Origin of the sequence: Mycobacterium sp. pUA109 (assembly GCF_041287095.1) — a bacterium.
Classification (GTDB): Bacteria; Actinomycetota; Actinomycetes; order Mycobacteriales; family Mycobacteriaceae; genus Mycobacterium.
The window spans coordinates 1-20994 of sequence record NZ_JBGGKS010000025.1 but is presented as its reverse complement, the minus strand read 5'-3'; the positions used below and the strand labels follow the sequence as shown (position 1 = coordinate 20994).

Genomic DNA, 20994 nt, shown 5'->3' with positions numbered 1-20994 from the left:
CTAGCCCCCCGTTGTCTCGGCGCGCGAGACGGGGGCCACCGCGCCGTGTCCGGCGATGGTGTCGTGGGCCAGCAGGGCGGTGTCGCGGCTGATCGCCGGCCCGGCGGCGAAGGTGCGCACGATCGGCCAGGGGGCTTGCACGGCGCTGCGGGGGTCGAGGTCAAGCGCCTGCAGCGTCTGCTGATCCCATTGGATGCCGTACCGAACACCTTGTGGCGACACCCAATACAGGCTTTCGCGGGTGTCGGCGGTTGCGACACCGCTGGTGGTCGCGACGAGGTTGGCCGCGCCGGGCAGCACCAGCGTCCGGTCGGCCTCCACCGAATCGGGTGCCCGATCGTCGCGTACCAGGGTCACCATCCGGGCGTCCATGCTGGTCGGTACCGGCAGCCCCCGCCCGGTGAGCACCGCGACCGCGGCTTGCGGATCGCTGGACTGTTTCTGCCAGCCGACACAGGTGACGGGGTTGGCGGTGGTGTCCACAAACTGCAGCCGACCGCGCGGGTAGTAGTCCACGTCAAGCACGTCGACGACCGGGATATCGACCAGCTTGTCCGGGCCGACCAGCCGCGGAGTCGGGTAGCCCTGCGCGTCCGAGGTGCGCAGCAGGTCGGCGACGAAACTGGTGATCTGCTGCACGCCGCCCGGCAGCAGGACATAAAAGCCGCTGACGGCGCCGTTGGCGTCGCGGGTCTGCAGGACGGTGCCGACGGTGGCGTCGCGGACCCAGCCCGAGGGGGTGCCTTTCTCCGGGATCTGTGGAACCACCAGGGGTTCGGTGGCCGGCAGCGCGTCGAACAGGGCGTTGGAGAGCGCGATCGGGTGCGTCACCGCCAGGTCGAGACCTAGGTTGAAGGTCACCGACCGGTCGGTGGGGTCGATCGCCGACCGGTGACCGCCCCAGATGACGTAGGTCGTGTCTTTATGCCTGGCGAGGATGGCTTGGGCGGGACCCATCGGCGCGGCCCGGCCGAACACCGACAACTCCCCGGCGATCGAGGTCACCGTCGGCGCCGCCCCGCTGCCGGCGAAGGCCGCGGTGTCGCACACCGACCACGCCGACACCGGACCGGCGGTGACACCGAGATCATCTGGGACGCCCGGTATTCCGATCATCGGGCCGGTCGGATATTTGGCGATTTCGCGGGCGGTCACCCAGGTCGGCCTGGCCGCGCTGCCGACCGCCAACCGCGCCGAGGTCAGGTTGAGCGCCGGATGCAGCCGTCCGTCGATCTTCGCGTACACCTGGCCGGTGTCGCGGTCGCCGACGATCGCCGACTGGCCCACCAGGCCGGCGGGCTTCATCAGGTGCAGCAGCGCCATCCAGCCGACGCCGATGAGCACGAAGACCATCGACAACACCAGCGCCGCCTGCTGTTTCCGGTCGTCGTGTTTCATCCGGACCGAGAATCGGGTGATCGCGGCCCGCAGCCGCCGGTTGTAGAACAGGTGGCCCGAGTTCTGGTCTCGGTTCGACAGGTTCAGCGGCACGGTCAGTATCCTTTCGGCGGACGCCTGGAATCCGCTTGCTGCACCAGCGCAACAAGATTCGCACCGTCGGCGGTCACGCCGTAGCGATGCATCACGTAGTTGATCGACGCGCAGATGTTGGCCACCGGGTCGTAGATGTTGGTCGAGGTGCCGGGCTGGTGGTACTGGGCGAAGGTGGCCGGGAGGGTCTGGGTGAGGCCGCGGGCGTAGCCCAGCCGGTGGCCATCGGGCTGGAGGGGTCCGGGCGCGGTGGCCGGTTCGGTCGCCACCGCCAGCGCCCGTCCCCCCGACTCGCGGGCGATCAGGGTTTCGTAGCCGCGCAGCCAGTTGCGCCGCGCGGCCGGGTCGGTGATGCCGAGGCGATCCAGCGCGTGGGCGATCCGGTTCCGCGCCGTGCCGGACGGCGCCGCCCGGGCGAAACGCACCGCCCGCACTGGGATGGCGTGCGCCGCGACGCGGTGGCGTTCGGCGGCGCGGTGGCGGTGCGGGTAGGTCAGCCGCCGCATCCGCCGGGTCAGGTCGCGGGCGCGGCATCGGGATCGGCGGACGTGGCGTCGTTGTCCGCGAAGCCGAGCCGTCATGCGGCGCAGGGCTTCCCGTTGCCCGAGCGCGGTGTCCGCGGCGGGCATGGTGTCGGCGAGGGCGTCGTCGAGCAGCGCTCGGGTGGCCCGCCGCCCCAGCTCACGCTCGGTTCGCGCGCGGGTCAGCAGCGCCGCCGCTTCGGTGTCGACGGCCGCCATGCCGGTCAGGCCGGCGGCCAGCCGACGGGTAAGGGGTGCCGCGGCTCCAGTCCCGTCGCGGGTGACGCTTCGCACCAGCCGGTCGGCATGGTGGTGGAGGGTCTGCGGTGTCTGCGCGGCCGGTGGCGCGACGTCGTCCCCGGCGTAGAGGCGGTGGCCGCGAATCAGCAGCGCGACGCCGTCCCGCATCGGGTCGGGCATCATCGCGCGCCGCCGCCGTAGCGGGCCCGGTAGTCGGCCTCGGCTTCCTCCCGCAGCGCCGTGAACGCGAGGTTCAGTCGATCCGTCAGCTCGTCATGGGTGTAGTCGGTGACGACCCCGGGATGCAGGGACAGCTCGATCAGCCTGCCGTCGGCGTTGGCCACCGCGCGGATATCGCCCAGATCGACGCTGTAGGTGACGGTCTCGGCCTCCGCGACCAGTGCCTCCCACTTGTCGGCCGCCTCGCTTAATTCCCGCAGAACTGCTTCGACGAGATCCTTGTCGCTCAGTTCGGCGGGATGGTCCGCCCCGGACACCATGCCAGTATCCGACCCGCCCCGACCAGCGTCAATTCATTGTCCAGCTAATCGCCGGGCGGCAACCTGTCCAGCACCTGGAACCACGAGAAGTGGTAGTTGGCGGAGACGGTGTCGCCGGCGGCGAGGCCTTCGGTGGCGGCCAGCAGCAGACAGTTCAGCAGCAGGGCGGCATCGACGTCGGGGTACTGGGTCAGCAACTGGTAGCGCGCGGTGTCGAGGTGCACCCGCAGCAGGTCCATCTCGGAGTCGGCCACGGCGCTTCCCGCCGCGGCGGCCTCGGCCGCGGCGTGCACCAGCCGCGGCAGGTCTTCGCGCGCCTGGGTGGCGTCGCTCAGCTGGCGTCCGAGGTCGCTAACCGCGGGGAGTTCACGCGACTGCAGCGCGGACTCGATCGGGGCGAAATCGGTTGTCCAGCCGAGCCGATCGCCCGGAGCGTAGGTGGTGAACAGCGTGGTGGGCCCCAGCAACGCGGCCACGGTGCCGCCGCGACGACCCGGTTCCCGCAGCCGCACCTCGGCGGGCAGCGCGATCCCGGGTGGTATCCATCCGTGCGCCAGGTCGGTGACCAAGACCGTGGTGCCATCCGCACGGTCCCCGACGGCCCAGCACAGCTCCGGTTGCTGGCGCGCGACGAACGCGAGTAACCGCTTCAACCGGGTGTGGCCGGACTCCGGTTCGGCCGGTGTCGGCTCGACGTCGGCCGCGGCGTGTTTTGGGGTGAGTTTGTCGGTCCGGTCCTCGCCCGGGCGCCGGGCGGTCAGCTTGTCGGTCCGCGCGGTCAGTTCCTCGGTCGGGCCGTCGCCCCGCCGCGGCGTCTCCGCTTGGCGGTCGGTGACCTCGTCGGCGCCGGGCGGCGGGGCCAGCGTGTCGGTCGACGCGTCCTTGGCGCTATCGGTGTCCAGCGTGTCGGTGGTCACCTCCCGCAGCGTCCGGGTGGTCAGCTCCTCGGTCGGCTCAACGGTCAGCGGCGTGGTGCCCAGCTCCGCGGTGCGCTCGACGGTCAGCGGCGTGGTGCCCAGCTCCGCGGTGCGCTCCACCTCCAGCGGAGTAGTCACCAGCCCCTCGGTGCGCCGTTCCCCGGTGCTGCGGTCGGTGACCGGCTCGGGTTCGGTGACCTCCGGCTCGCCGCGCGCTGGCGGCGGGCGCAGGACCGTGGTGGTCCCCTCGGCGGCCCCCCGATCGTCGGGGGCCGGCCTCTCGTTGCGCATCGCCCGGACCGTCGACTCGACCCGCAGCACCGCGAATTCGCGGGCGGCCTTGATCACTCGCTCTTCTTCGGCTTGCCGGGCCACGGCGGTCAGGTTGGCTTGCCGTAACTTCTGGATCCGCTCGTTCGCGGAGTTGGCGATCCGTTGCAGATCGGCGTTGAGATACTCTGCGACCGCGGCGTTTTGGGCGGTGATCTCCGCTAACTCGGCTGGCCACAGGCCACCCAGCACCCACGGGGTGGAGTCGATGGGCGGGCTGAACGCCGGCGTCGCCAGCGATTGGCGGGCCGCCTTGCGGAGACGCCGCCGAGCCGTTCGCCGACCGAAGATCCCCACCCGCGCCAGCGTACCGTCACCCCGGAACTGGGCAGTTCAGCTTCCGACGGCCCCCCACTCGGTGAATTGTGGGGGCGATGGGGCGTGAGTAGCCTGGCAGACATGGCTGAATCGGTGCTTCAGCAGCAGCTCGATGAAGTGCGCGCCCTGCTGCAGCGGGCCCGCGGGCTGTTCGGCTCCGCGCCGGTGGAACCCCCGACCGGCATTGCCCCCGACCCGGACGCGGCGCACCGCTGGGTGCACTAGATCGCAACGGCACCGACCCCAGCGCGGGCATCCGGTCAATGCGTACCGGCCCGTGGGCGCAGTTGATGCGCCAGCAGCTTCTCGGTGGCAACCTCAAGATCCCGCGGGGTGGGCACCGCCGCGGACGGCGTGTGCCCGGCGGCCACAATCTCGCCGCGCACCTGTAACGCAGCCTTGAGGTAGGACACCTCGGCGACCAGCAGGATGCCGTGCGCCAAGGTCTCCGCGTCGGTGTCCAGCGCCGCCTCGCTGAGCGCCACGCTGTGCAGGCACCCGCCGCGGCTGGACCGAAACAGGATGTGTCCGCTCGGATGCGAGGTGTCGAACTGGGGGTTGGCGTCGGTCATTGACGGTCATCGACGATGCCGTCGAAGCGATCCCCGGCGTCGGCCTGCTGTTGTTGCCACAGGCGTACCGATTTCAGCAGGTTCGCCGCGGTTTCGGCGTGTGCGTCGGCCTGCCGCTGGTAGCACTGGCGGCGCTGCTCGAGCAGTTCGATGCCGGCCTGCCGCAGCCCGCTGAAGATCGGCCCGAGTGACTCCAGGCTTTCTTCGATGGCCGCATGCGTGGACGGGATGGTACGGAGGTACTCGGCGGTCTGCCGGTGGTGGGCAGCGGCTTCGGTGAGGTTCGCCGGCACCACATGGATTCGATCTGCCATGTTCTACCTCCTGTTACGCGGCCAGCGCGGTAGCCGGCCGTCTCGTTACGTGGCGACGGTCCGCGACGGCCTCGTCGGGATGGGCGGCTCGCTGGTCGTCGGGCCCGGGGCGGTCGGCGCGACCGCCGTCTCCGGTGCCGGCGGATGCTGCCAGCCTAAAAAACTTGGTCCATTGACGTTGGCGATGCGCTGAATCTGACCGTCAAGCAGCGCATTGCTGTGCCCGACGGCGAGCGCGTGGCGGTCGGTGAACATACCGATGTCGCCGGGGGCGAGCTGCGAGGGGTCGATCGGGTCGGTGACCGCGGTGCCCGGCGGTGGAATGGTTATGCCCTGCTGGCGGAACGCATCTGCGATAGGAGTTCCGTCCGCGGCGGCCTGGATCGCCGCGGCGAGCTGCGGGCTGGCGGCGGTGACGGTCTCACCGTCGGGCAGCGTGACCGTGGTGGGGCCCGCTACCGGAGCCGACTCCGGCGCGGCGGGCTCGTCGTCGGGTGGGCCGTCGGGATCCTCCTCCGGCGCGACGTCGTCCGACATGTCGTCGGGTAGCAGTCGGTCGTCGCCGAGATCCTGCGGTGGTCGTTCCGGTGCGGGGCCCGGCGCCAGCCCGGGCACCGGCAACCCGGCCGGTAGCGCGCCCCCGCTCGGCGCGGCCAGGCCGGGTAGCGGTTGCGGCGGCGCCGGGGCGGCGGGCGGCGGCGCCGCCGCGCCGGCCGCCGGTAGCCCCTGGCCGACGGCCACGGGATCGTCGGGCGGCAGCGAATCCACATCTGGGTCCGCGGCGACGTCGGGCACGGGCGGGTCGTCGGGTGCTGCGGCGGGCGGCGACGGGCCGGTTTCCCCCTGCTCCCCGTCGCCGCGTTGCGCGGCGTACAGCGCGGCCAACGCCGCCGCCAGCGCCGCCTTCGACGCGTCGCTGTCGTTTGCTGCGGCCACCACGGCGAGGATGTCGTTGAGCTTGCCGATCAGGTACCGCTGGAATTCGCGGGCTCCTAGCGGCGTGTCCAATTTTCGCGTCTTGACCGCGTTTTCGATGTCGTTTTCCAGCTGCTCGAGTTGCTTCTTGCCGCCCTCGGTCGTCTTGTGTGCCTGCAGGATTGCCTCAAGCATGTGCCGATCGAATTCGGCGACATCGGAGTTCAGCCGCGCCAGCGCGGCTTCGGCGTCTTTCATCGTCTCCGCCGCCGCACCGCGTTGCCGGTCATCGGCGGGCGGTGCAGACCCCCTCGGTGCCGGCGGGTTGGGCGCGGGGCCCGGCGGCGGCGTGATCGGCGCCCCCGTGCTGGGCTCGAACAGCCAGGGTCGTTGCTGGTGGATCTTGGCGAGAATCGCGTCGAGTTGTTCGGGTGTCGCCACCACCGCTAAGGACGGCACCGAGGCGATGGCCACCTCGGTGGAGGTCAACCCGGCTTGCCAGGCGTCCTCTTGCCCGGTGCAGTTTTGCACGTGCTGCACCGCGGTGCGGACCTCGTCAGGCGTTGCCATCGGCTAGGTCAACGTCAGCGCGCGTGGCGCACGCCGCGCATCAACCCCTCCATGGCGGTGACGGTACCCAGCGGTGATGCGCCCAACAATTCACCAACCGACTGGCTGCCCGCGTCAGTCCCCGTCCGGGGCCGAGTAGGCGGCGCGCAGCGCCTCGACCCGGTCCCGTTGCGCGATGTCAAGTTGGTGGGCTTCGGCGACCACGGCGAGGATCTCTCGCTGTTTGGCGATCAGGAACCTCTGAAATTCCCGCGCACCCAACGCGGTATCGACGGCGAATCCGGCCGGATTGGCCACGCCGTCGTCGATCTCGACCGCCACCGCGTCGAGTCGCTTGGCACCCGCCACGGTCGCGGCGTGCGCAGCGGTGAGGGCCTCGGCCAAGGCGCGATCCGCCTGGGCCGCGTTGGCCCGCTGCGTCGCCAGCGCGGCCCGCACCGCCTGGAGGGCGGCCGCCGAGGAGCCGATCTGCTGGGCCATGTGCCCACCGTACGCAGCTCACCGGACCGGCAACAATAACCGGGGGGGCTCACACCGGGCGCCGGATCTGCACGTGCGCACCCAATGGGCTGATCCGCACCGAGGCACCGGCATGCGGCGCCTCGACCACCAGGTTGTGGCCGATCGCCAACTGCACATGCCCGGCGTTGGGAAACACCAAGTCGCCGGGCCGGACCTGGCCGCGTGGCACCGCGATGCCCTGGTGGATCTGCTGGTAGGTGGTGCGGTCCAGGTGCAGTCCCGCCTGCCGGTAGGCCCACTGCGTCAGGCCCGAACAATCGAACTGGTGCGGCCCGGCCGCGCCCCACACATAGGGGCGGCCCAGCCGCGACAGCGCGGCCCGCACCGCGATCCCGGCCCGGCTGTTGGCCGGCGGCAACCGCACCCCGTGCAGGCCGGTGCCGTGCCGGTGCAGCACCCGGTAGTGCAGGCCGCGCAGCGCGGCCCGGTGCCGTCGTGCCCGCTGGCGCGCCCACAGCAGATGGGCCCGTTGGGCGCGCAGCCGCGCCACCCGGCGTCGCAGCAACTCCCGCTGCGCTAAGGGCGTATCCGCAACGCTGGCCGCGTCGGCGCGGGCCTCGTCGACGAGGTGTTTGGTGAGCGCGCGGACTGTGGCGTGGTCCTGGTGGGCTCGGGCGAGAACGCCGGTGATCACCGCATCGGTGCGGCCGGAGGACTGCAGTGCGGCGCGGCTGTCGGCGACCGCCAGCCGATAGCGGTCCTGGCCCCCGCCGGTGTTCAGCTCGGCGGCCCGCGCCAACACGGCGTCGTAACCGGCGGTGCCCGCTTCCAACGTCACCGGCCGGGGGTTACCCGCAAACAGCTGATGGGCATGGCTGAGGACCGCCAGCTCACCGCCGGTCACCGGGTTCCTCCCACCCCAGGCCCGGGTCGGCGTCGGCGAATGCCCGCACCCGGGGCAAGGCGCCGGGTGGGATGACGCCCCGATTGCGGATATCCCACAGCTCCTGGGTGCTGACACCGAGCAGCGCCGCGATGACGGCCTCGGGCAGCGGCGACTGGGTGCAGGCCCGATCGAAACGGGCCCCCAGGCTGGTCGGCATCCGTGCCAGCAGGGCGCTGCGGATCCCCTCCAATGCGTGTAGGTGCCCCAGGAGTCGATCCGCCGAGTCCGCACCCGCGTTCACCGCCACCCGCCAGGAGTTGGCGGCCAGCATCTCCGCTTTCACGCACTGCGCGATCACAGAGAGAATATACGTCTCATATTCGTCTGCTGTCTGTTCAGGCAGTCGATCGATCACCGACCGCAACGCCTCGAGCTGGGCTTCGGCATAGCCTTCGAGCACTTCGGTGTCACTGTGCCGGTCGACGACCACCGCGCCGACGGACCGCACGGAGCGCGCCGCGGCCGGCTCGACGGCAACCACCTGGGCAAGTTCGGCGTCGGCGTCCTCGGCCACCAGCAGCCGGGCGTAGGTGCCGGGCGGCAGGCCAAGTCCGTTCTCTACCTTCTGAACTGTGCCCTTGTGCGGTTTTCGCGCGCCGCGTTCCAGGTAGCTCAACCCCATGATGCTGACGCCCGTGGCCGCCGCGAGATCGGCCAACGACAGGTCACGTGCTTCGCGCAGCGCTCGCAGCGCAGCCCCCGCCGATTCACGGCTCACCGTGGCGCCCCGGGCATAGCTCGGATGGTACACAGACCGTTGCTCACGCCATCGTTTATATGTTTTCATCCCGTTTCGCTTGCGCAGTCCGGCGAACTACGTATACAGTTTCATATACGTTTCTAGGGACGGAGGCGGGCCCGATGGCACACCCCTGCGCGACCAACCCCGATCTGTGGTTCGGCTACTCCGACGACGATGACGGCGACGGCGCCGCCAAGGCACGGGCGTACGAACAAGCCGCCACCGAAGCGCGCCTGTTGTGTTTGCGCCGCTGCCCGTTGGCGCAACAACGCCGCTGCGCGCACCACGCCCTCGAGCACGGGGAGGAATACGGCGTGTGGGCCGGCGTCAAGCTTCCCGGCGGCCAGTACCGCAAGCGGGCGGACCTGGCCCGTGCCCACGAGGCGCTGCGCCGGATCGCCGCGGGTGAGATCACCGCGCGGCAACTGCCCGACAACGCCGCGCTGCTGGCTCGCCGTGAACATGACCGGATCCCGGTCGCGGCCACGGTGTTTCACCTGGCACCGGCTCCGCCGGGCCCGCGTTCGGCCGCGTAGGCGCGCGGCCTGAACTCCGGCCGCGCGCCGGCGCTAGCGCCACCAAAATTGGTGACACTTCCCTAACCGTAGCGCCGCTATGGTTAGGGAACGCCGGTCGGGCGGGACCCACGGGGGCCTCTTCGCGAAGGGAGTCGGGATGACGGTCATCGAGGTTGTCCGCCCATCGCGCGGGCCCGCGCCGGCCTCGCATCGGCGCGGTTCTGACCGGGTCGTCGTCACCAGCGACGGGGTGCGGCTGTCGGTCCGCGACTACGGACCACAGGGCGCCGCCCACACCGTCGTGCTGCTGCACGGCTTGTGCCTGGACCAGGAGTCCTGGGCCATCCAGGTCGCCGAACTGACCGACCGCGGTGGCGAGGCGGTCCGGGTCATCACCTACGACCACCGCGGCCACGGCAATTCCGCCGGCGCGCCGATGCGCACCTACCGCATCGCGCGGCTCGCCGAGGATCTCGCCGAGGTGCTGGCGGCCCTGCGGGTGACGGGCCACGTCACGCTGGCCGGCCACTCGATGGGCGGCATGGCGGCGCTGGCGTATCTGGGGCAGCCCGGGCACCGCCGACCCGTCGACCCGGATCACCTCGTGCTGGTGGGCACCGCGGCCGGCAAAGTGGCCGAGCGCGGCATCGGCCGCCTGCTAGCGACCCGTGCCATCGACGTCGCCTACGGGCTGGTCCAGCATGGCCCGCGGGCGGCCACCGACGCGGCCGTTCGCGCGGTCGTGCAGCCGCTCTGCGGCGCGCTGACCCGCTACGGCGGCTACGGCGCCACCGCCCGCGACGCGCTGGTCGCGGTGTCGGCGGGCAGCATCAACGCCACCCCGTTGCCGACCAAGGTGGGATTCCTGCGCGGACTCAAAGAACACGATCAGTACCGGGTGCTGGGCACCATCACCGCCCACACCACCGTCATCAGCGGCGGCGCCGACAAGCTCATCCCGCCCGCCCACGCCCGCGAACTGGTCGCCGCGATTCCGGGCGCGCAGCATCTGCACCACCCCACCGCCGGGCACATGCTGCTGCATGAGGTGCCGGGCGTGGTGTGCGATGCCCTCGGCGGCGGCATCGCCGCGCTGATGACCGCGAGTTAGGGCGCGCCGACATCAGCAGGCGTCCGGCGTAGCCGCGACGCGGATGACGGTTCTCCCCGGACGCCGGTAGGCGGGGTCGAACGCCTTGGGCGCGTCGGCGAGTGGAAGGACCGTCCCGACGTTCAGGGACAGCCGACCGTCGCGGACCCTGCGCTCCAGAGCGGCCAGTTGGGCGCGGTCGGGTGCTACGACGAAAAAGACCGCCCGCGCCTTGTCGGGGTGGACGCGCGGCGGTTCGGCGATGGTGACGAGCGTTCCGCCGGCACGCACCAATTGAGCCGAGCGATCGAGAATCTCACCACCGATCACGTCGAACACCGCGTCGACCTCGCCGATATCTTCGAGTCGGTCCGCCTGCAGGTCCAGGAAGGCGTCGGCGTTCAGCCCCAACACCGCCTCCCGCTGACTGGCTCGTCCGCTGCCGATCACCCTGACTCCCGCCTCGTGCGCGAGTTGCACCGCGATCGACCCCACGGCACCCGCGGCACCGTGGATCAGCACCGTCTGCCCGGCTTCGAGCCGGGCGTGTTCGAACAATCCCTGCCACGCCGTCAAACCGGAGACCGGCAGCGCCGCCGCGACCGTGTGGTCGATACCGGCCGAGAGCGGCGCGAGGTTGCGGGCCTCTACCGCAACGTATTCGGCCAGCGTGCCGTTGCGAGTCCAGTCGGTAATACCGAAGACGCGTTGACCGACGGTCAACCCAGTTGTGCCGTAGCCTAATTCGGCGACAACGCCGGAAACTTCATGACCGGGGATGGTAGGCGTGCGGTCCCGTCCGGCTCGGTCAGTCCACGTTCCGGGCCAGTCCAGCTCCCCCGGCGTGACCGCCGCCGCATGCACACAGACGACGACGTCGTTCTCGGCGGCGTGCGGATAGGGCATGTCGACCAGGGAAAGACCCGAAATCCCGGCCGAGCGGTCCTGCGTGACGATCGCTTGCATCGTTTGGTCCTCTCCTTCGACATTCCCATCACACCGGAGGTCAGTCATCGAGTCCAACGAATGGTTTTGATACTTCTCATCTGCATTGTTGATAGAACGAGGGTATGGAACTGCGCCAGCTCGAACACTTCGTCGCCGTCGCGGGCGAGCTGAGCTTCTCCCGCGGCGCCCACCGTGCTCACGTCGTTCAATCCGCGCTCTCCACGTCGGTCGGCAAGTTGGAAAAGGAACTCGGCGTCGAGCTGTTCGACCGGTCCCGCCAACAGATCAAGCTCACCCCGGGGGGTGAACTGTTCCGCGAGCACGCCAGCCGTGTCCTGCACACCGCCCGCATTGCCAAGGATTCCGTCGGCGACTTCCGCGGCCAACTCACCGGGACGGTCGACCTCGGTGCCCTCATCACGTCTGGTGCGCTGGACGTTCCGAAGGTGCTCGGACAGTTCCACCGGGACTATCCGTTTGTCCAGATCCGGTTGCGACAGAGTCAATCCGGTTCCAGCGCATACCTGTCAGCGATCACCGACGGATCACTCGACCTGGCGCTGGTGTCGGCCCCCGACCGCTTTCCGGGGCGTGTTCAGATGCGACTGCTGCGCCAGGAGCCCATGGTCTTCGTCTGCCGCGCCGACCATCCACTCGCAGCACGGGATCACGTCGCCATCACCGAACTCACCGGCGAGGATCTCATCGGTTTCCCACCGCAATTCGGGCTCCGGCGCATCGTCGACGACGCGTTCGCCGCCGCCGGCGTCACCGCGCATACACCGCACGAAGTGGCGCTCGAGTACTCGATCGCGGCCGACCTGGTGCGGCACGGCATCGGCACCATTTTCATGCCGGCCAGCGAGGCGGCCCGCTTTCCCGACCTGCGGGCGCTGGCCGTGCGGCCCGCGGTGATGTGGGACATCTACCTCGCCTCTGCCGAGCAGTCCAAGCTCGGGCCGGCGACGGCCAAGTTGGCCGAGATGCTGCTCACTCTGGCCGCTCACTGACCGGCCTTGCCGAGGCTGAAGCCAGGGTCGCTGGCATCCGTTGACAACGACCCTCTTGTCATTCTCGGCGCAGCCGATAGTTATGCGATCTCACTCCCCTGAACTGGACTTTCAATGTGTTGGACAAACGGTTGAGGTGCGGCTCGTGTGACACCACCGTGACACATCGGGCTTGGACAGGTGAAGCATGTTGGCCCGTGCGACCCCCGACTCACACTGATACGAACCGTCTACAGGTAGCATTATCTGCAAACGTTTCGTATCAGCCGTTCAGCGGAGAGGAGGTAGCGCCGTGGAAGCCCTGACCCCGAGTTCCGCGAAGCGCGCCGGCCTGTCACGCAGCGGGCTCTACCGCGGCGCGCGTGCCGGTCGGCTCGACCGCATCGCCCGCGGCATCTACCTCCCTGCAAAGGCGTCCGCCGCCGACTGGGATCAGATCGAGGCCGCGACACGTCGCCCGGAGGCGACGATCTGCCTCACCTCCGCGCTCGTCTACCACGATCTGACCGACGCGATCCCTACCGTGCTGGACGTCGCGATCCCCCGCGGGGCGAGGACACCGGCCAGCACTGGCGCGATCGCGTGGCACCACTTCGATCGGGCCACGTTTGAGATCGGACGCGAAGAGATCAGGATCCCGGGATCAGATCAAACGATCGGGATCTACTCCCCCGAACGGTCCATCGCCGACGCATTCCGCCTGCGCGGCGACGTCGGATACGAACTGGCGCGCGACGCGCTGCGGGAGTGGCTACGCCGGGGCGGCAAACCGGCCCGGCTGATCGCGATCGCGTCACAACTACCCCGGGCGAAATCTCCTGTCCTTCAGGCGTTGGAGATCCTGGGATGACCTCCGGCGACGCAGTGTTCCGCGAGATCCGGGCGGCCGCACGTTCCGCAGCAGCGAAAAGCGGGGTCAGCACACCATCTCGGCAGCGGCGCTCTTCGAGCCGCCGGCTCAGTGGGCACACGGCAGAGAACGACTCGGCGTAGAACCGGAATCCGGTCGCTTTCGGATCACTGTTGGCCCCGGCGTGATCCGCCTGAGCTGGGCAAATCCGGTCCGCGCCGAAAGATCAGCCGAACGCGAGGTGGATCGGCACCGGTTCGACGTGGCGGTGGAAGAAGACCACATCAAGTCCGGCCGGGACGAAACTGACCCACCTGGCCGTTCGATCACCGAATGGTCACGTAAGTCGCGTGCTGCGATGTGTCGCACCTTCGCCGAACTCGACTACACGCCGTTGGTGGAACCCGGGCGAGTACCGGCGATGATCACCCTGACCTACCCCGGAGACTGGGAGGCCGTCGCCCCAGATGGCGCCAGCGCCAAGCGACACATGGTGTTGCGGCGGAAGCGCTTTCAGCGCGAATATGGAGAACCGGCCCGCTACATCTGGAAGCTGGAGTTCCAGCGGCGCGGCGCCCCGCACATCCACTTGTGGATGGCACCACCGATGTCGCTGGGCCGATCAGGTCACAGCTTCGCCCAATGGCTGTCCGACACGTGGGCACAGGTCGTCAACCACCCCGACCCGGAGCAGAAGGCGCGGCATCGCCTGGCTGGCACCGCCATCGACGTGCGCAACGGCCTCAAAGCGTGCGATCCGAAATGCCTGGCGATCTATTTCACCAAGCACTCGTCGCCAAACATGGACGGCGACAAGGAGTATCAACACATCGCACCCGGACAGTGGCGGCAGCCTGGCCATGGCCCTGGCCGGTTCTGGCGCGTCTACGGACTCAGGAAGGCCGTCGCCGTTGTGGAGGTCGCTCAGCACGCGTACCTGACCGCTCGGCGGATCGTGCGGCGCTGGTCACGTAACCAGCGGTATACGGCGATCCGGCCAGCCGCTTCCCCACCGCCGTCGTGCCACGCATGGCGATGCGCCAGGTTCCGCGTGTCGACGGCGCTACCGGGGTTGTCGAGTACCGGCGTGTGCGACGACGACGCACGCTTTGCAATCAGGGTGGATCGGCCGCTACGCCCTGGTAAATGACGGACCGAACTTCGCCGCCCAACTCGCCCGCGCAATGGCGTCCGCATAGAGCAGTACGCTCCGAACCGTGCTTCTGGCTTACATCGACGAGTCGTACGACAAGGTCGAGTACTGGCTCACCGCGCTCGTCGTGCCTGCTGACGACGCTCTCCAGCTCCAGAACGACCTTGACGCAGTCGTTTCGGACGCGGCGAGGAGTTATAGCGTTTCTCCAGATGCCGAGCTTCACGGAAGCCATATCCGCGGCGGGAAAGGCGACTGGGCGGGCATGAAGGAGATGATCCGCGCCCGGATCAAGGTCTACTCCGACGCCCTCGAAGCCATCGCGGCCTGCGACGGCCTGGAGTTGGCATTTCGCGGAATCGACATACCGAAGCACAAGGCACGGTATGGGTCGGCAGCGTGGCATCCACACCGAGTGGCGCTTGACTTCCTGTGTCAGTCGTTGAACGGCATGGCGTTGGGGAAGAGCACGCACTTCTTGGCCATCGCCGACGAGATCGACCAAGCGGACACCCTGCGCGCCAGTTATTGGCACTTCCAGCGGCTCGGAACGCTCAGCCCGTACACCGCCAAAATCGACAGAGGCGTCGATGCGCTCCACTTCGCGCCCTCCAAGCACAGCCGCCTGCTCCAAGCCGCTGACCTGGTGTCGTACCTCAATTTCAGGATGCGGCGGTCTGGTATCACCAATCCGCTGGCGCGGCAGGCCGACGCGGACTTGGCGCAAATCATCGCGCCGAAGAGATGCGTGTGGAACCTTTGGCCGTAGATGCACAACAGCCCCGCCTGGGGCGGGGCTGCGGCTCACAGAATCCTTTCGGAGTTCCAGGAGCCATCATACCGGACCTGCTGGCGTACACAACCGCCGTCGCCACCGTGATACGGCTGGCTGCACGGCAGGTAACCGCTCAGACCACTGACTGGGCCCTGCTGTGTCACCGCGGAGGAATATGCTCGGCGCGCCACCGGGTGGCGCAAAGGAGCGACGAATGAACGGTTTCATGCGCGGATCGCAGCTGGCAGAGCTGCTCGGACGTGGTGCCCGGGCCGCGTTCGACGAACTTGAACGTCTCGACGCCGACCTCTTGCTAAGTGAGAACGTCGACGTAGTGGTACACGATCTCCTCACGCGGCACATGCTCGAACCGGTCTCGGTCGACTGGACCGTCGCCAGCGGAATCCCGGTGCAGGAAACGACGATCGAACGCACCGTCCGAGAGTTCGGAGAACAACGCGACTCGCCCCGCGTGTCTGTGCCGCCTGGCAGGATACGCGCGTGAAGACGTATCGACTCGAAGCTGGTGACGATCACGTCCAGAAGCTCGCCCACGAGAACGATCCGGTCAGGGCCGTGATTGAACTCGTCTGGAACAGTCTCGATGCCGACGCGCATCACGTCGTCGTGGTGCTGCATCGGAACGAGACTGACGTGGTGGTCGGGGCCGAGGTCACCGATGACGGTCATGGCATGGCTCCGGAGGACATCGCCACCGAGTTCAAGTGGGTCGGCAACTCATGGAAGAGGACTGCCCTGCGCAGCAAGGGCGAGCGGCGACCGCTGCACGGCCGCTTCGGCCAGGGCCGGCTTCGCGCCTTCGCATTGGGTACGCAGGTCACCTGGGAGACCGTCGGCGACAGCATCGACGGGAAACGGGTGCAGACCCTCATCCGAGCCCGTGCAACCAGCCGCACGGACGTTGAGGTCACCGATCCGATCGAGACTGGTGCCGACACGGGGACGCGATTCATAGCTGAGGGCAAGGAGTCCCTGGATCCTCTCGACCGCGATACTGCCGCGGAACGGATCGGTACGACCCTTGCGCCGTACCTCATCACCAATACCGGGGTCGAGGTCACCTACGACGGTCAGCGCATCCAGCCGACAGACAACATCGCCCGCGACACCTTGCTTCCGGTCGAGTGGGAACACGACGGCACCCTCCGCCACGCGAAGTTGCGCGTCATCGAGTGGACCAAGGCCAAGGAACGGACGGTCCATCTCTGCGACGCCGATGCTGTCGTCGTAGACACGCTCGACACCGCACCGGGCCCGGACTTCACCTACTCGGCCTACCTGCTCTGGGACGAGATGCCCGAGCACCACGACCAGTGGCCCCTCGCCCGGATGGAGACGACGCCGACCGTACTCGGCGGGCTCCTCAAGGAACTGGATCAGGTGCTTGACGACTACCTCGACGCCCGGCGCGCTGAGTGCCGTCGCGAGCTTGTCGAGGAGTGGAAGTCCGGCAACGTCTACCCCTACGAAGGCGAGCCGGCCTCGGAGGAGGAGAAGGTCGAGCGAGCCACGTTCGATGTGGTCGCCACGTCGATCCGGCGCCACATCCCCAAGGAGAAGAACAAGAAGCGCCTCACGCTGGGGCTGCTCAAGGACTCGATTCAGCAACGCCCGGGCGACGTAGGTGCGCTGCTTGACGAGTACGTCGGCCTGCCGACGGAAGAACGTGAGCAGCTCGACCGGCTGCTGCGCAACACCGGCCTCTCGCGAGTGATACGGGCGTCGACTGACGTCACCAACCGCCTGGAGTTCCTGCACGCCCTTGAACTGATGGTCTTCGACCCCGAGGCTCACAAGATGGTCGGAGAGCGCGAGCACCTGCACCGCATCCTGGAACGCGAACTGTGGGTGTTCGGCGAGCAGTACAACTTCATGGTGAGCGAGCGCGGCCTCACTGCGGCGCTGCATCGGCACCTTGGACTTCTCGGGCAAGGCCGTGCCGATAAGACCCCGGTCAAGCGGCTCGACGGCACCGTAGGTCGCCTCGACCTCCTGCTATCAGCCGCGGCCACCGAGCACGATCGCAACAGGCACCTCGTCGTCGAGCTGAAGGCCCCCAAAGTGGTGGCGAGCCTGACCGAGCTGAACCAGATCAAGTCGTACGCGAAAGCGGTCGCGAAGGACCCGCGATTCGCCAGCAGCACAACACAGTGGGACTTCTGGCTCGTCACCAGTGAGATTGACGATGACGTGCGGCAGGAGGCCAGTCAGCGCGGCCGCGAGCAGGGCATGGTGTTCGAGCCAGACCTGCCCGAGGCCCCGGGTGCCCGAGTCAGGGTCTGGGTACGGGACTGGGGACAGATCATCAACGACGCCAAGCACAGGCTCGACTACTTCCAGAAGAGCCTGCAGCATGACCCGTCGCTCGAAGACGCGCGAGATTACCTCCGACGCAACCACGGCGATGTCATACCCGAGGGCCTACTGACAGAGGGTTCTTCGGACGATCAGCCGCACGCAACCGAGATTCACACACCAAAGACCGGACAAAAACCGGACGAATCAATCCAACAACCGAGTGCATGAATCATGTCTATGCAGGTCAAACCTGGTGGCCAGGGCCGGGATCGAACCGGCGACCTTCCGCTTTTCAGGCGGACGCTCGTACCGACTGAGCTACCTGGCCGGAAGGCACCGTGTGCCTCGCCGTATCGGCGACCCTGACGGGACTCGAACCCGCGACCTCCGCCGTGACAGGGCGGCGCGCTAACCAACTGCGCCACAGGGCCTTGCTGTACTGCTCGCTCCGCGTTGCCGCGTCGCTGTACCCCCTACGGGATTCGAACCCGCGCTACCGCCTTGAAAGGGCGGCGTCCTAGGCCGCTAGACGAAGGGGGCCAGAACCGAATCTCTCCGGGGTACTCGCAACGCGATTACGTTGGGAGCCACGCTAGCTTAGGTTACCGCGTGCCCAATCCTCAAATGCGCCCCCGGTTCGGCAGCCGGTAGCACCCAGTATTCTGTGCTTCACGCCCCTATAGCTCAGTTGGTAGAGCTACGGACTTTTAATCCGCAGGTCCTAGGTTCGAGTCCTAGTGGGGGCACACAGAGGCTGGTATGACCTCGGCTGATGCTTGGGCTGCCGCGCAACCACCCCTTGGGCGTCCGCGGCTCGTCAGGTTGCGGGTTCCGCCGGCTCCGACTGCGGCGGCGTCTCCGATCCGCCGCGTTTCGCCATCCGGTGGGCGGTGAGCAGGATGTGGTCATAGCGCCCCGGCGATGGGTGGCCGTCCCAGCCGGCGGCGATGAACTCCGTAACGAGCACCTCGGCCAGATCCCGCAGTTTCACGTTGGCATCCTGGGAGCGCCACCGCAGCAGTTCGAAGGCATGCTCATCGCTGATGCCGTAGACCAGCATCAGCATGCCCTTGGCCTGATCTATCACGGCGCGATGCTCAGCGATCTCCGCGACGGCCTCGGTGACCATCTCCTCGCGCTCATCGACCATCGCCGGCGTGACGTCGACATAAAACCCGTAGGCGCCGACGACCGTGTTGGCGTCGTCGTAAAGCTGATCGCCGACCATCACCACGTGCCGTACCTGCCCCGCGGTGTCATAGATCCGGTGCCGGGTGCTGAACGCTTTGCGAGTCCGGCGGATCTCCTCGAGCGTCGCCGCTACCTGTTGGCGGTCGTCTGGATGTTTGTGCTCAAGCACCAGCTCGGTGGTCGGGGTCACGGTGCCAGGCTCATAGCCGTGCATCCGCTGGACCTCGGGTGACCATTCCCAACGCTGGTCATCGAAAAAGAAGCGGAACCATCCCACCCGCTGCCGAGTACCCGCCCCCAACGCCTGCTCAACCATCTCGGCGGACGCCCGTGGCTGATCGGACTCCATGCCAATGCACCCACTTTCCGCGAGCGCCGGCGAGAGCACCGCTGCGCCGCGACCCTCACTGACACCGATTCAGTTGAGCTGGGAACCCTCGTGTGTTCCTCCAGTAACCACTGATCATAGAACCCTACGGCCCGAATGAACGCCGCTCGACCGCAGGCAATTTCGCTGCGCGGGGGTCGCCGCCGAGTGAGTGCTTGTGACTACGGGCGTTCGCACCGCCGGCTCAGCCGGCCCGCACCGCGCTGAGGTAGGTCACGTCGGCGAACGCGGCCGCCAGGTCATCGTCGGGATAGACGAAGCCGTTCTCGGCGTGCAGTTGCGCGACGCTCCGGCTGCCGACATCCCACCCGGCCCGCGTCAGGTAGTCGATGATGTGGCTGCGGTCGCCGTGGTAGACGAGATCGTTGAAGTCGACTTCGAAACCGATCTCGGCCATCTTGTCGTGATGGGCCCGCCACCGCGGGTCGGCGAAGATGCTGGTGTCCGGCACAAACTCCGAGGCCAGTCGGCTGCCCGCGGCGCTGAGCGCGCTGATGCGGTCGAACAACGCGTCCTGGGCGTCGGCCGGCAGATAGACCACCAATCCCTCCGCGCTCCACGCGACGGGCGCTGCCGGGTCGAAGCCGGCCCCGCGCAGCGCGGCCGGCCAATCGTCGCGCAGGTCCACGGCGACGGTGCGCCGCTCGGCGGTGGGCTCGGCACCCAGCTCCCGCAGCGTGGTGGTCTTGAACTCGATGACCTCGGGCATGTCGACCTCGTAGACCACGGTGCCCGCCGGCCACGGCAGCCGATACGCCCGGGCGTCCAGGCCGGCCGCCAAGATCACCGCCTGGCGGATGCCGCCGCGGGTGGCTTCCAGGAAGTACTGGTCGTAGAACCGGGTCCGGACCGCCATCCCCCGCGCCATCCGGTCCGGGTCGAATCCGGAGTTGTCCTCGACCGGGATCTGCCCGTCGACCAGCCGGGTGTAGATGTCCATGCCCACCGCACGCACCAGCGGCGCGGCGAACGGGTCATCGATCAACGGCTCCGGTCCGGCCGCCGCCAGCGCCCGCTGGGCGGCAACCATCGTCGCGGTGGCGCCCACGCTCGTCGCCAAATCCCAACTATCGCTCTCAGTACGCATCACGGGCTCCCATCTCGGCACCTTTCGACAATATAGATCAGCTAAGAGTTGACCCCGCCGGCCGGGGACGCCGGGCACCGTTGACACTGGCACCCTATCCACTACTATTTGCGTATGCATGCAGGTACATCAGAAGATGACCGCTTGCCCGACGATCAGGTGGGCCTGGTCGTCGAGGTGTTCCGGATGTTGGCCGACGCCACCCGGGTGCAGGTGCTGTGGGCGTTGACCGACCGCGAACTGTCGGTCAACGAACTCGCCGACCACGTCGGCAAACCGGCGCCGTCGGTGTCCCAGCACCTGGCCAAGCTGCGGATGGCGCGCCTGGTACGCACCCGCCGGGAGGGCACCACGATCTTCTACAGCCTGGAGAACGAGCACGTGCGCCAACTGGTCACCGACGCCGTGTTCAACGCCGAGCATGCCGGCCCGGGAGTGCCGCGGCACCACCGCGCGAAGGCCGGGCTGCAGGCGGTGACCGAAGCTCCACGAGGAAGGTAAGGACCATGCCACACCACAACCACAGCCACGACGCGCCGCACACGCACGAACACCAGCACGGCGAGTTAACCCATTCGCACCCGCACACCAGCCACGAGCATGAGCACGTCGAACACGAGCACGCCCACACCCACGATGATGGGACCGAGCACACCCATCGCCACGTGCATCAAGTCGGCCTCGAGGAGGTGCACTCGCACGCTCACGCGTGAGCCGCCCGCGAAAGTGCGGTCACGCAGGGAAAGTGCGACGCATTGTCAAGTGGTTAGTGCAACGTGGGGAGGTTCTGGCAAATCTTGGGGCGGTGGTGTCTGGTGAGCGCCGCG

Annotated in this window: 23 protein-coding genes, 4 tRNA genes and 1 pseudogene; 12 read left to right on the top strand and 16 right to left on the bottom strand. The window is 68.3% G+C overall.

What is annotated here, in order from left to right; genetic code table 11:
- From eccB to ACAG26_RS23330, 4 genes are read right to left on the bottom strand one after another with little or no spacing between them, the layout of a single operon-like run.
- On the bottom strand, nucleotides 1–1491 hold the full coding sequence (gene eccB / locus ACAG26_RS23345; protein WP_370485454.1) for a type VII secretion protein EccB: 1491 nt from the start codon (nucleotides 1489–1491) through the stop codon (nucleotides 1–3).
- A gap of 2 nt (nucleotides 1492–1493) precedes the next feature.
- A complete protein-coding gene (locus tag ACAG26_RS23340; RefSeq protein WP_370485453.1) occupies nucleotides 1494–2432 on the bottom strand; it encodes a transglycosylase in 939 nt (312 codons plus the stop codon).
- Nucleotides 2432–2752 (bottom strand): DUF2710 family protein, encoded by a 321-nt coding sequence (locus ACAG26_RS23335; protein WP_370485452.1) that lies wholly within the window; start codon nucleotides 2750–2752, stop codon nucleotides 2432–2434. Before ACAG26_RS23335 ends, ACAG26_RS23340 begins: the two co-directional genes overlap by 1 nt.
- A 44-nt stretch (nucleotides 2753–2796) precedes the next feature.
- Complete coding sequence (locus ACAG26_RS23330) at nucleotides 2797–4296, bottom strand: DUF5631 domain-containing protein (RefSeq protein WP_370485451.1); 1500 nt, start codon at nucleotides 4294–4296, stop codon at nucleotides 2797–2799.
- A 102-nt stretch (nucleotides 4297–4398) separates the two neighbouring features.
- Here ACAG26_RS23330 and ACAG26_RS23325 point away from each other — a divergent pair, with 102 nt between their 5' ends.
- Nucleotides 4399–4542: a hypothetical protein gene (locus tag ACAG26_RS23325; protein WP_370485450.1), complete on the top strand. Its 144-nt coding sequence runs from the start codon at nucleotides 4399–4401 to the stop codon at nucleotides 4540–4542.
- Nucleotides 4543–4577: 35 nt separating this feature from the next.
- Here the strand turns inward: ACAG26_RS23325 and ACAG26_RS23320 are convergent, their stop codons facing one another.
- The 6 genes from ACAG26_RS23320 to ACAG26_RS23295 form a co-directional block, all read right to left on the bottom strand.
- A complete protein-coding gene (locus ACAG26_RS23320; protein WP_370485449.1) occupies nucleotides 4578–4889 on the bottom strand; it encodes a DUF2694 family protein in 312 nt (103 codons plus the stop codon).
- Nucleotides 4886–5203, bottom strand: a complete 318-nt coding sequence (locus tag ACAG26_RS23315; RefSeq protein ID WP_370485448.1) for an ESX-1 secretion-associated protein — start codon at nucleotides 5201–5203, stop codon at nucleotides 4886–4888. The genes ACAG26_RS23320 and ACAG26_RS23315 overlap by 4 nt, the downstream gene beginning before the upstream one ends.
- 45 nt (nucleotides 5204–5248) lie before the next feature.
- Nucleotides 5249–6688 (bottom strand): DUF4226 domain-containing protein, encoded by a 1440-nt coding sequence (locus tag ACAG26_RS23310; protein WP_370485447.1) that lies wholly within the window; start codon nucleotides 6686–6688, stop codon nucleotides 5249–5251.
- A gap of 114 nt (nucleotides 6689–6802) precedes the next feature.
- Nucleotides 6803–7168: a DUF4226 domain-containing protein gene (locus ACAG26_RS23305; RefSeq protein WP_370485446.1), complete on the bottom strand. Its 366-nt coding sequence runs from the start codon at nucleotides 7166–7168 to the stop codon at nucleotides 6803–6805.
- 49 nt (nucleotides 7169–7217) lie between these two features.
- The gene (locus tag ACAG26_RS23300; protein WP_370485445.1) at nucleotides 7218–8054 is read right to left on the bottom strand and encodes a C40 family peptidase; all 837 of its coding nucleotides are present in this window, start codon (nucleotides 8052–8054) and stop codon (nucleotides 7218–7220) included.
- The gene (locus ACAG26_RS23295) at nucleotides 8041–8814 is read right to left on the bottom strand and encodes a helix-turn-helix domain-containing protein (protein ID WP_370485444.1); all 774 of its coding nucleotides are present in this window, start codon (nucleotides 8812–8814) and stop codon (nucleotides 8041–8043) included. The genes ACAG26_RS23300 and ACAG26_RS23295 overlap by 14 nt, the downstream gene beginning before the upstream one ends.
- Before the next feature lie 143 nt (nucleotides 8815–8957).
- On the opposite strand from ACAG26_RS23295, the gene ACAG26_RS23290 reads away from it, so the two are divergent.
- Together ACAG26_RS23290 and ACAG26_RS23285 are read left to right on the top strand one after the other, a co-directional pair.
- Nucleotides 8958–9374 carry a WhiB family transcriptional regulator gene (locus ACAG26_RS23290; RefSeq protein WP_370485443.1) on the top strand — a complete coding sequence of 139 codons (417 nt, stop codon included), beginning with the start codon at nucleotides 8958–8960 and terminating at the stop codon, nucleotides 9372–9374.
- A gap of 139 nt (nucleotides 9375–9513) precedes the next feature.
- Nucleotides 9514–10467 (top strand): alpha/beta fold hydrolase, encoded by a 954-nt coding sequence (locus tag ACAG26_RS23285; RefSeq protein ID WP_370485442.1) that lies wholly within the window; start codon nucleotides 9514–9516, stop codon nucleotides 10465–10467.
- A gap of 12 nt (nucleotides 10468–10479) precedes the next feature.
- Here the strand turns inward: ACAG26_RS23285 and ACAG26_RS23280 are convergent, their stop codons facing one another.
- Nucleotides 10480–11412: an NADP-dependent oxidoreductase gene (locus tag ACAG26_RS23280; RefSeq protein ID WP_370485441.1), complete on the bottom strand. Its 933-nt coding sequence runs from the start codon at nucleotides 11410–11412 to the stop codon at nucleotides 10480–10482.
- 104 nt (nucleotides 11413–11516) lie between these two features.
- Between ACAG26_RS23280 and ACAG26_RS23275 the strand changes: the two genes are divergently transcribed.
- The 6 genes and pseudogenes from ACAG26_RS23275 to ACAG26_RS23250 all read left to right on the top strand — a co-directional run bounded on the left by ACAG26_RS23275 (nucleotide 11517) and on the right by ACAG26_RS23250 (nucleotide 17729).
- Nucleotides 11517–12404 carry a LysR substrate-binding domain-containing protein gene (locus tag ACAG26_RS23275; RefSeq protein ID WP_370485440.1) on the top strand — a complete coding sequence of 296 codons (888 nt, stop codon included), beginning with the start codon at nucleotides 11517–11519 and terminating at the stop codon, nucleotides 12402–12404.
- Nucleotides 12405–12696: 292 nt separating this feature from the next.
- Nucleotides 12697–13254, top strand: coding sequence for a type IV toxin-antitoxin system AbiEi family antitoxin domain-containing protein (locus tag ACAG26_RS23270; protein WP_370485439.1), 558 nt, complete (start codon nucleotides 12697–12699; stop codon nucleotides 13252–13254).
- A pseudogene (locus tag ACAG26_RS23265) lies at nucleotides 13223–14453 on the top strand (hypothetical protein). Before ACAG26_RS23270 ends, ACAG26_RS23265 begins: the two are co-directional and overlap by 32 nt.
- An 18-nt stretch (nucleotides 14454–14471) precedes the next feature.
- Nucleotides 14472–15176, top strand: coding sequence for a DUF3800 domain-containing protein (locus tag ACAG26_RS23260; protein WP_370485438.1), 705 nt, complete (start codon nucleotides 14472–14474; stop codon nucleotides 15174–15176).
- Nucleotides 15177–15396: 220 nt separating this feature from the next.
- Nucleotides 15397–15687 carry a hypothetical protein gene (locus ACAG26_RS23255; RefSeq protein ID WP_370485437.1) on the top strand — a complete coding sequence of 97 codons (291 nt, stop codon included), beginning with the start codon at nucleotides 15397–15399 and terminating at the stop codon, nucleotides 15685–15687.
- Entirely contained in the window at nucleotides 15684–17729 is a 2046-nt protein-coding gene (locus tag ACAG26_RS23250; protein ID WP_370485436.1) for an ATP-binding protein, read from the top strand. Before ACAG26_RS23255 ends, ACAG26_RS23250 begins: the two co-directional genes overlap by 4 nt.
- A 23-nt stretch (nucleotides 17730–17752) precedes the next feature.
- Here the strand turns inward: ACAG26_RS23250 and ACAG26_RS23245 are convergent.
- The 3 genes from ACAG26_RS23245 to ACAG26_RS23235 form a co-directional block, all read right to left on the bottom strand.
- Nucleotides 17753–17829, bottom strand: a tRNA-Phe gene (locus ACAG26_RS23245).
- 29 nt (nucleotides 17830–17858) lie between these two features.
- Nucleotides 17859–17932: transfer RNA gene (locus ACAG26_RS23240), tRNA-Asp, on the bottom strand.
- Nucleotides 17933–17968: 36 nt separating this feature from the next.
- Nucleotides 17969–18041, bottom strand: a tRNA-Glu gene (locus ACAG26_RS23235).
- Between the two features lie 133 nt (nucleotides 18042–18174).
- Here ACAG26_RS23235 and ACAG26_RS23230 point away from each other — a divergent pair.
- Nucleotides 18175–18247: transfer RNA gene (locus ACAG26_RS23230), tRNA-Lys, on the top strand.
- A 71-nt stretch (nucleotides 18248–18318) separates the two neighbouring features.
- On the opposite strand, the gene ACAG26_RS23225 is transcribed toward ACAG26_RS23230, so the two are convergent.
- Complete coding sequence (locus ACAG26_RS23225) at nucleotides 18319–19041, bottom strand: PAS and ANTAR domain-containing protein (protein WP_370485435.1); 723 nt, start codon at nucleotides 19039–19041, stop codon at nucleotides 18319–18321.
- 223 nt (nucleotides 19042–19264) lie between these two features.
- A complete protein-coding gene (locus ACAG26_RS23220; RefSeq protein ID WP_370485434.1) occupies nucleotides 19265–20167 on the bottom strand; it encodes an SAM-dependent methyltransferase in 903 nt (300 codons plus the stop codon).
- 114 nt (nucleotides 20168–20281) lie between these two features.
- Between ACAG26_RS23220 and ACAG26_RS23215 the strand changes: the two genes are divergently transcribed.
- Together ACAG26_RS23215 and ACAG26_RS23210 are read left to right on the top strand one after the other, a co-directional pair.
- Complete coding sequence (locus ACAG26_RS23215) at nucleotides 20282–20668, top strand: ArsR/SmtB family transcription factor (protein ID WP_370485433.1); 387 nt, start codon at nucleotides 20282–20284, stop codon at nucleotides 20666–20668.
- Between the two features lie 5 nt (nucleotides 20669–20673).
- Nucleotides 20674–20880: a zinc transporter Slc39a7 gene (locus ACAG26_RS23210; RefSeq protein ID WP_370485432.1), complete on the top strand. Its 207-nt coding sequence runs from the start codon at nucleotides 20674–20676 to the stop codon at nucleotides 20878–20880.
- Nucleotides 20881–20994 lie beyond the last annotated feature (114 nt).

What these genes read in the sequence shown, in the direction of transcription:
- ACAG26_RS23340 (WP_370485453.1), bottom strand. Translation starts at nt 2,432, where the DNA reads ATGCCCGACCCGATGCGGGACGGCGTCGCGCTGCTGATTCGCGGCCAC.
- ACAG26_RS23335 (WP_370485452.1), bottom strand. Translation starts at nt 2,752, where the DNA reads ATGGTGTCCGGGGCGGACCATCCCGCCGAACTGAGCGACAAGGATCTC.
- ACAG26_RS23325 (WP_370485450.1), top strand. Translation starts at nt 4,399, where the DNA reads ATGGCTGAATCGGTGCTTCAGCAGCAGCTCGATGAAGTGCGCGCCCTG.
- ACAG26_RS23320 (WP_370485449.1), bottom strand. Translation starts at nt 4,889, where the DNA reads ATGACCGACGCCAACCCCCAGTTCGACACCTCGCATCCGAGCGGACAC.
- ACAG26_RS23315 (WP_370485448.1), bottom strand. Translation starts at nt 5,203, where the DNA reads ATGGCAGATCGAATCCATGTGGTGCCGGCGAACCTCACCGAAGCCGCT.
- ACAG26_RS23310 (WP_370485447.1), bottom strand. Translation starts at nt 6,688, where the DNA reads ATGGCAACGCCTGACGAGGTCCGCACCGCGGTGCAGCACGTGCAAAAC.
- ACAG26_RS23305 (WP_370485446.1), bottom strand. Translation starts at nt 7,168, where the DNA reads ATGGCCCAGCAGATCGGCTCCTCGGCGGCCGCCCTCCAGGCGGTGCGG.
- ACAG26_RS23290 (WP_370485443.1), top strand. Translation starts at nt 8,958, where the DNA reads ATGGCACACCCCTGCGCGACCAACCCCGATCTGTGGTTCGGCTACTCC.
- ACAG26_RS23285 (WP_370485442.1), top strand. Translation starts at nt 9,514, where the DNA reads ATGACGGTCATCGAGGTTGTCCGCCCATCGCGCGGGCCCGCGCCGGCC.
- ACAG26_RS23280 (WP_370485441.1), bottom strand. Translation starts at nt 11,412, where the DNA reads ATGCAAGCGATCGTCACGCAGGACCGCTCGGCCGGGATTTCGGGTCTT.
- ACAG26_RS23275 (WP_370485440.1), top strand. Translation starts at nt 11,517, where the DNA reads ATGGAACTGCGCCAGCTCGAACACTTCGTCGCCGTCGCGGGCGAGCTG.
- ACAG26_RS23255 (WP_370485437.1), top strand. Translation starts at nt 15,397, where the DNA reads ATGAACGGTTTCATGCGCGGATCGCAGCTGGCAGAGCTGCTCGGACGT.
- ACAG26_RS23225 (WP_370485435.1), bottom strand. Translation starts at nt 19,041, where the DNA reads ATGGAGTCCGATCAGCCACGGGCGTCCGCCGAGATGGTTGAGCAGGCG.
- ACAG26_RS23220 (WP_370485434.1), bottom strand. Translation starts at nt 20,167, where the DNA reads ATGCGTACTGAGAGCGATAGTTGGGATTTGGCGACGAGCGTGGGCGCC.
- ACAG26_RS23215 (WP_370485433.1), top strand. Translation starts at nt 20,282, where the DNA reads ATGCATGCAGGTACATCAGAAGATGACCGCTTGCCCGACGATCAGGTG.
- ACAG26_RS23210 (WP_370485432.1), top strand. Translation starts at nt 20,674, where the DNA reads ATGCCACACCACAACCACAGCCACGACGCGCCGCACACGCACGAACAC.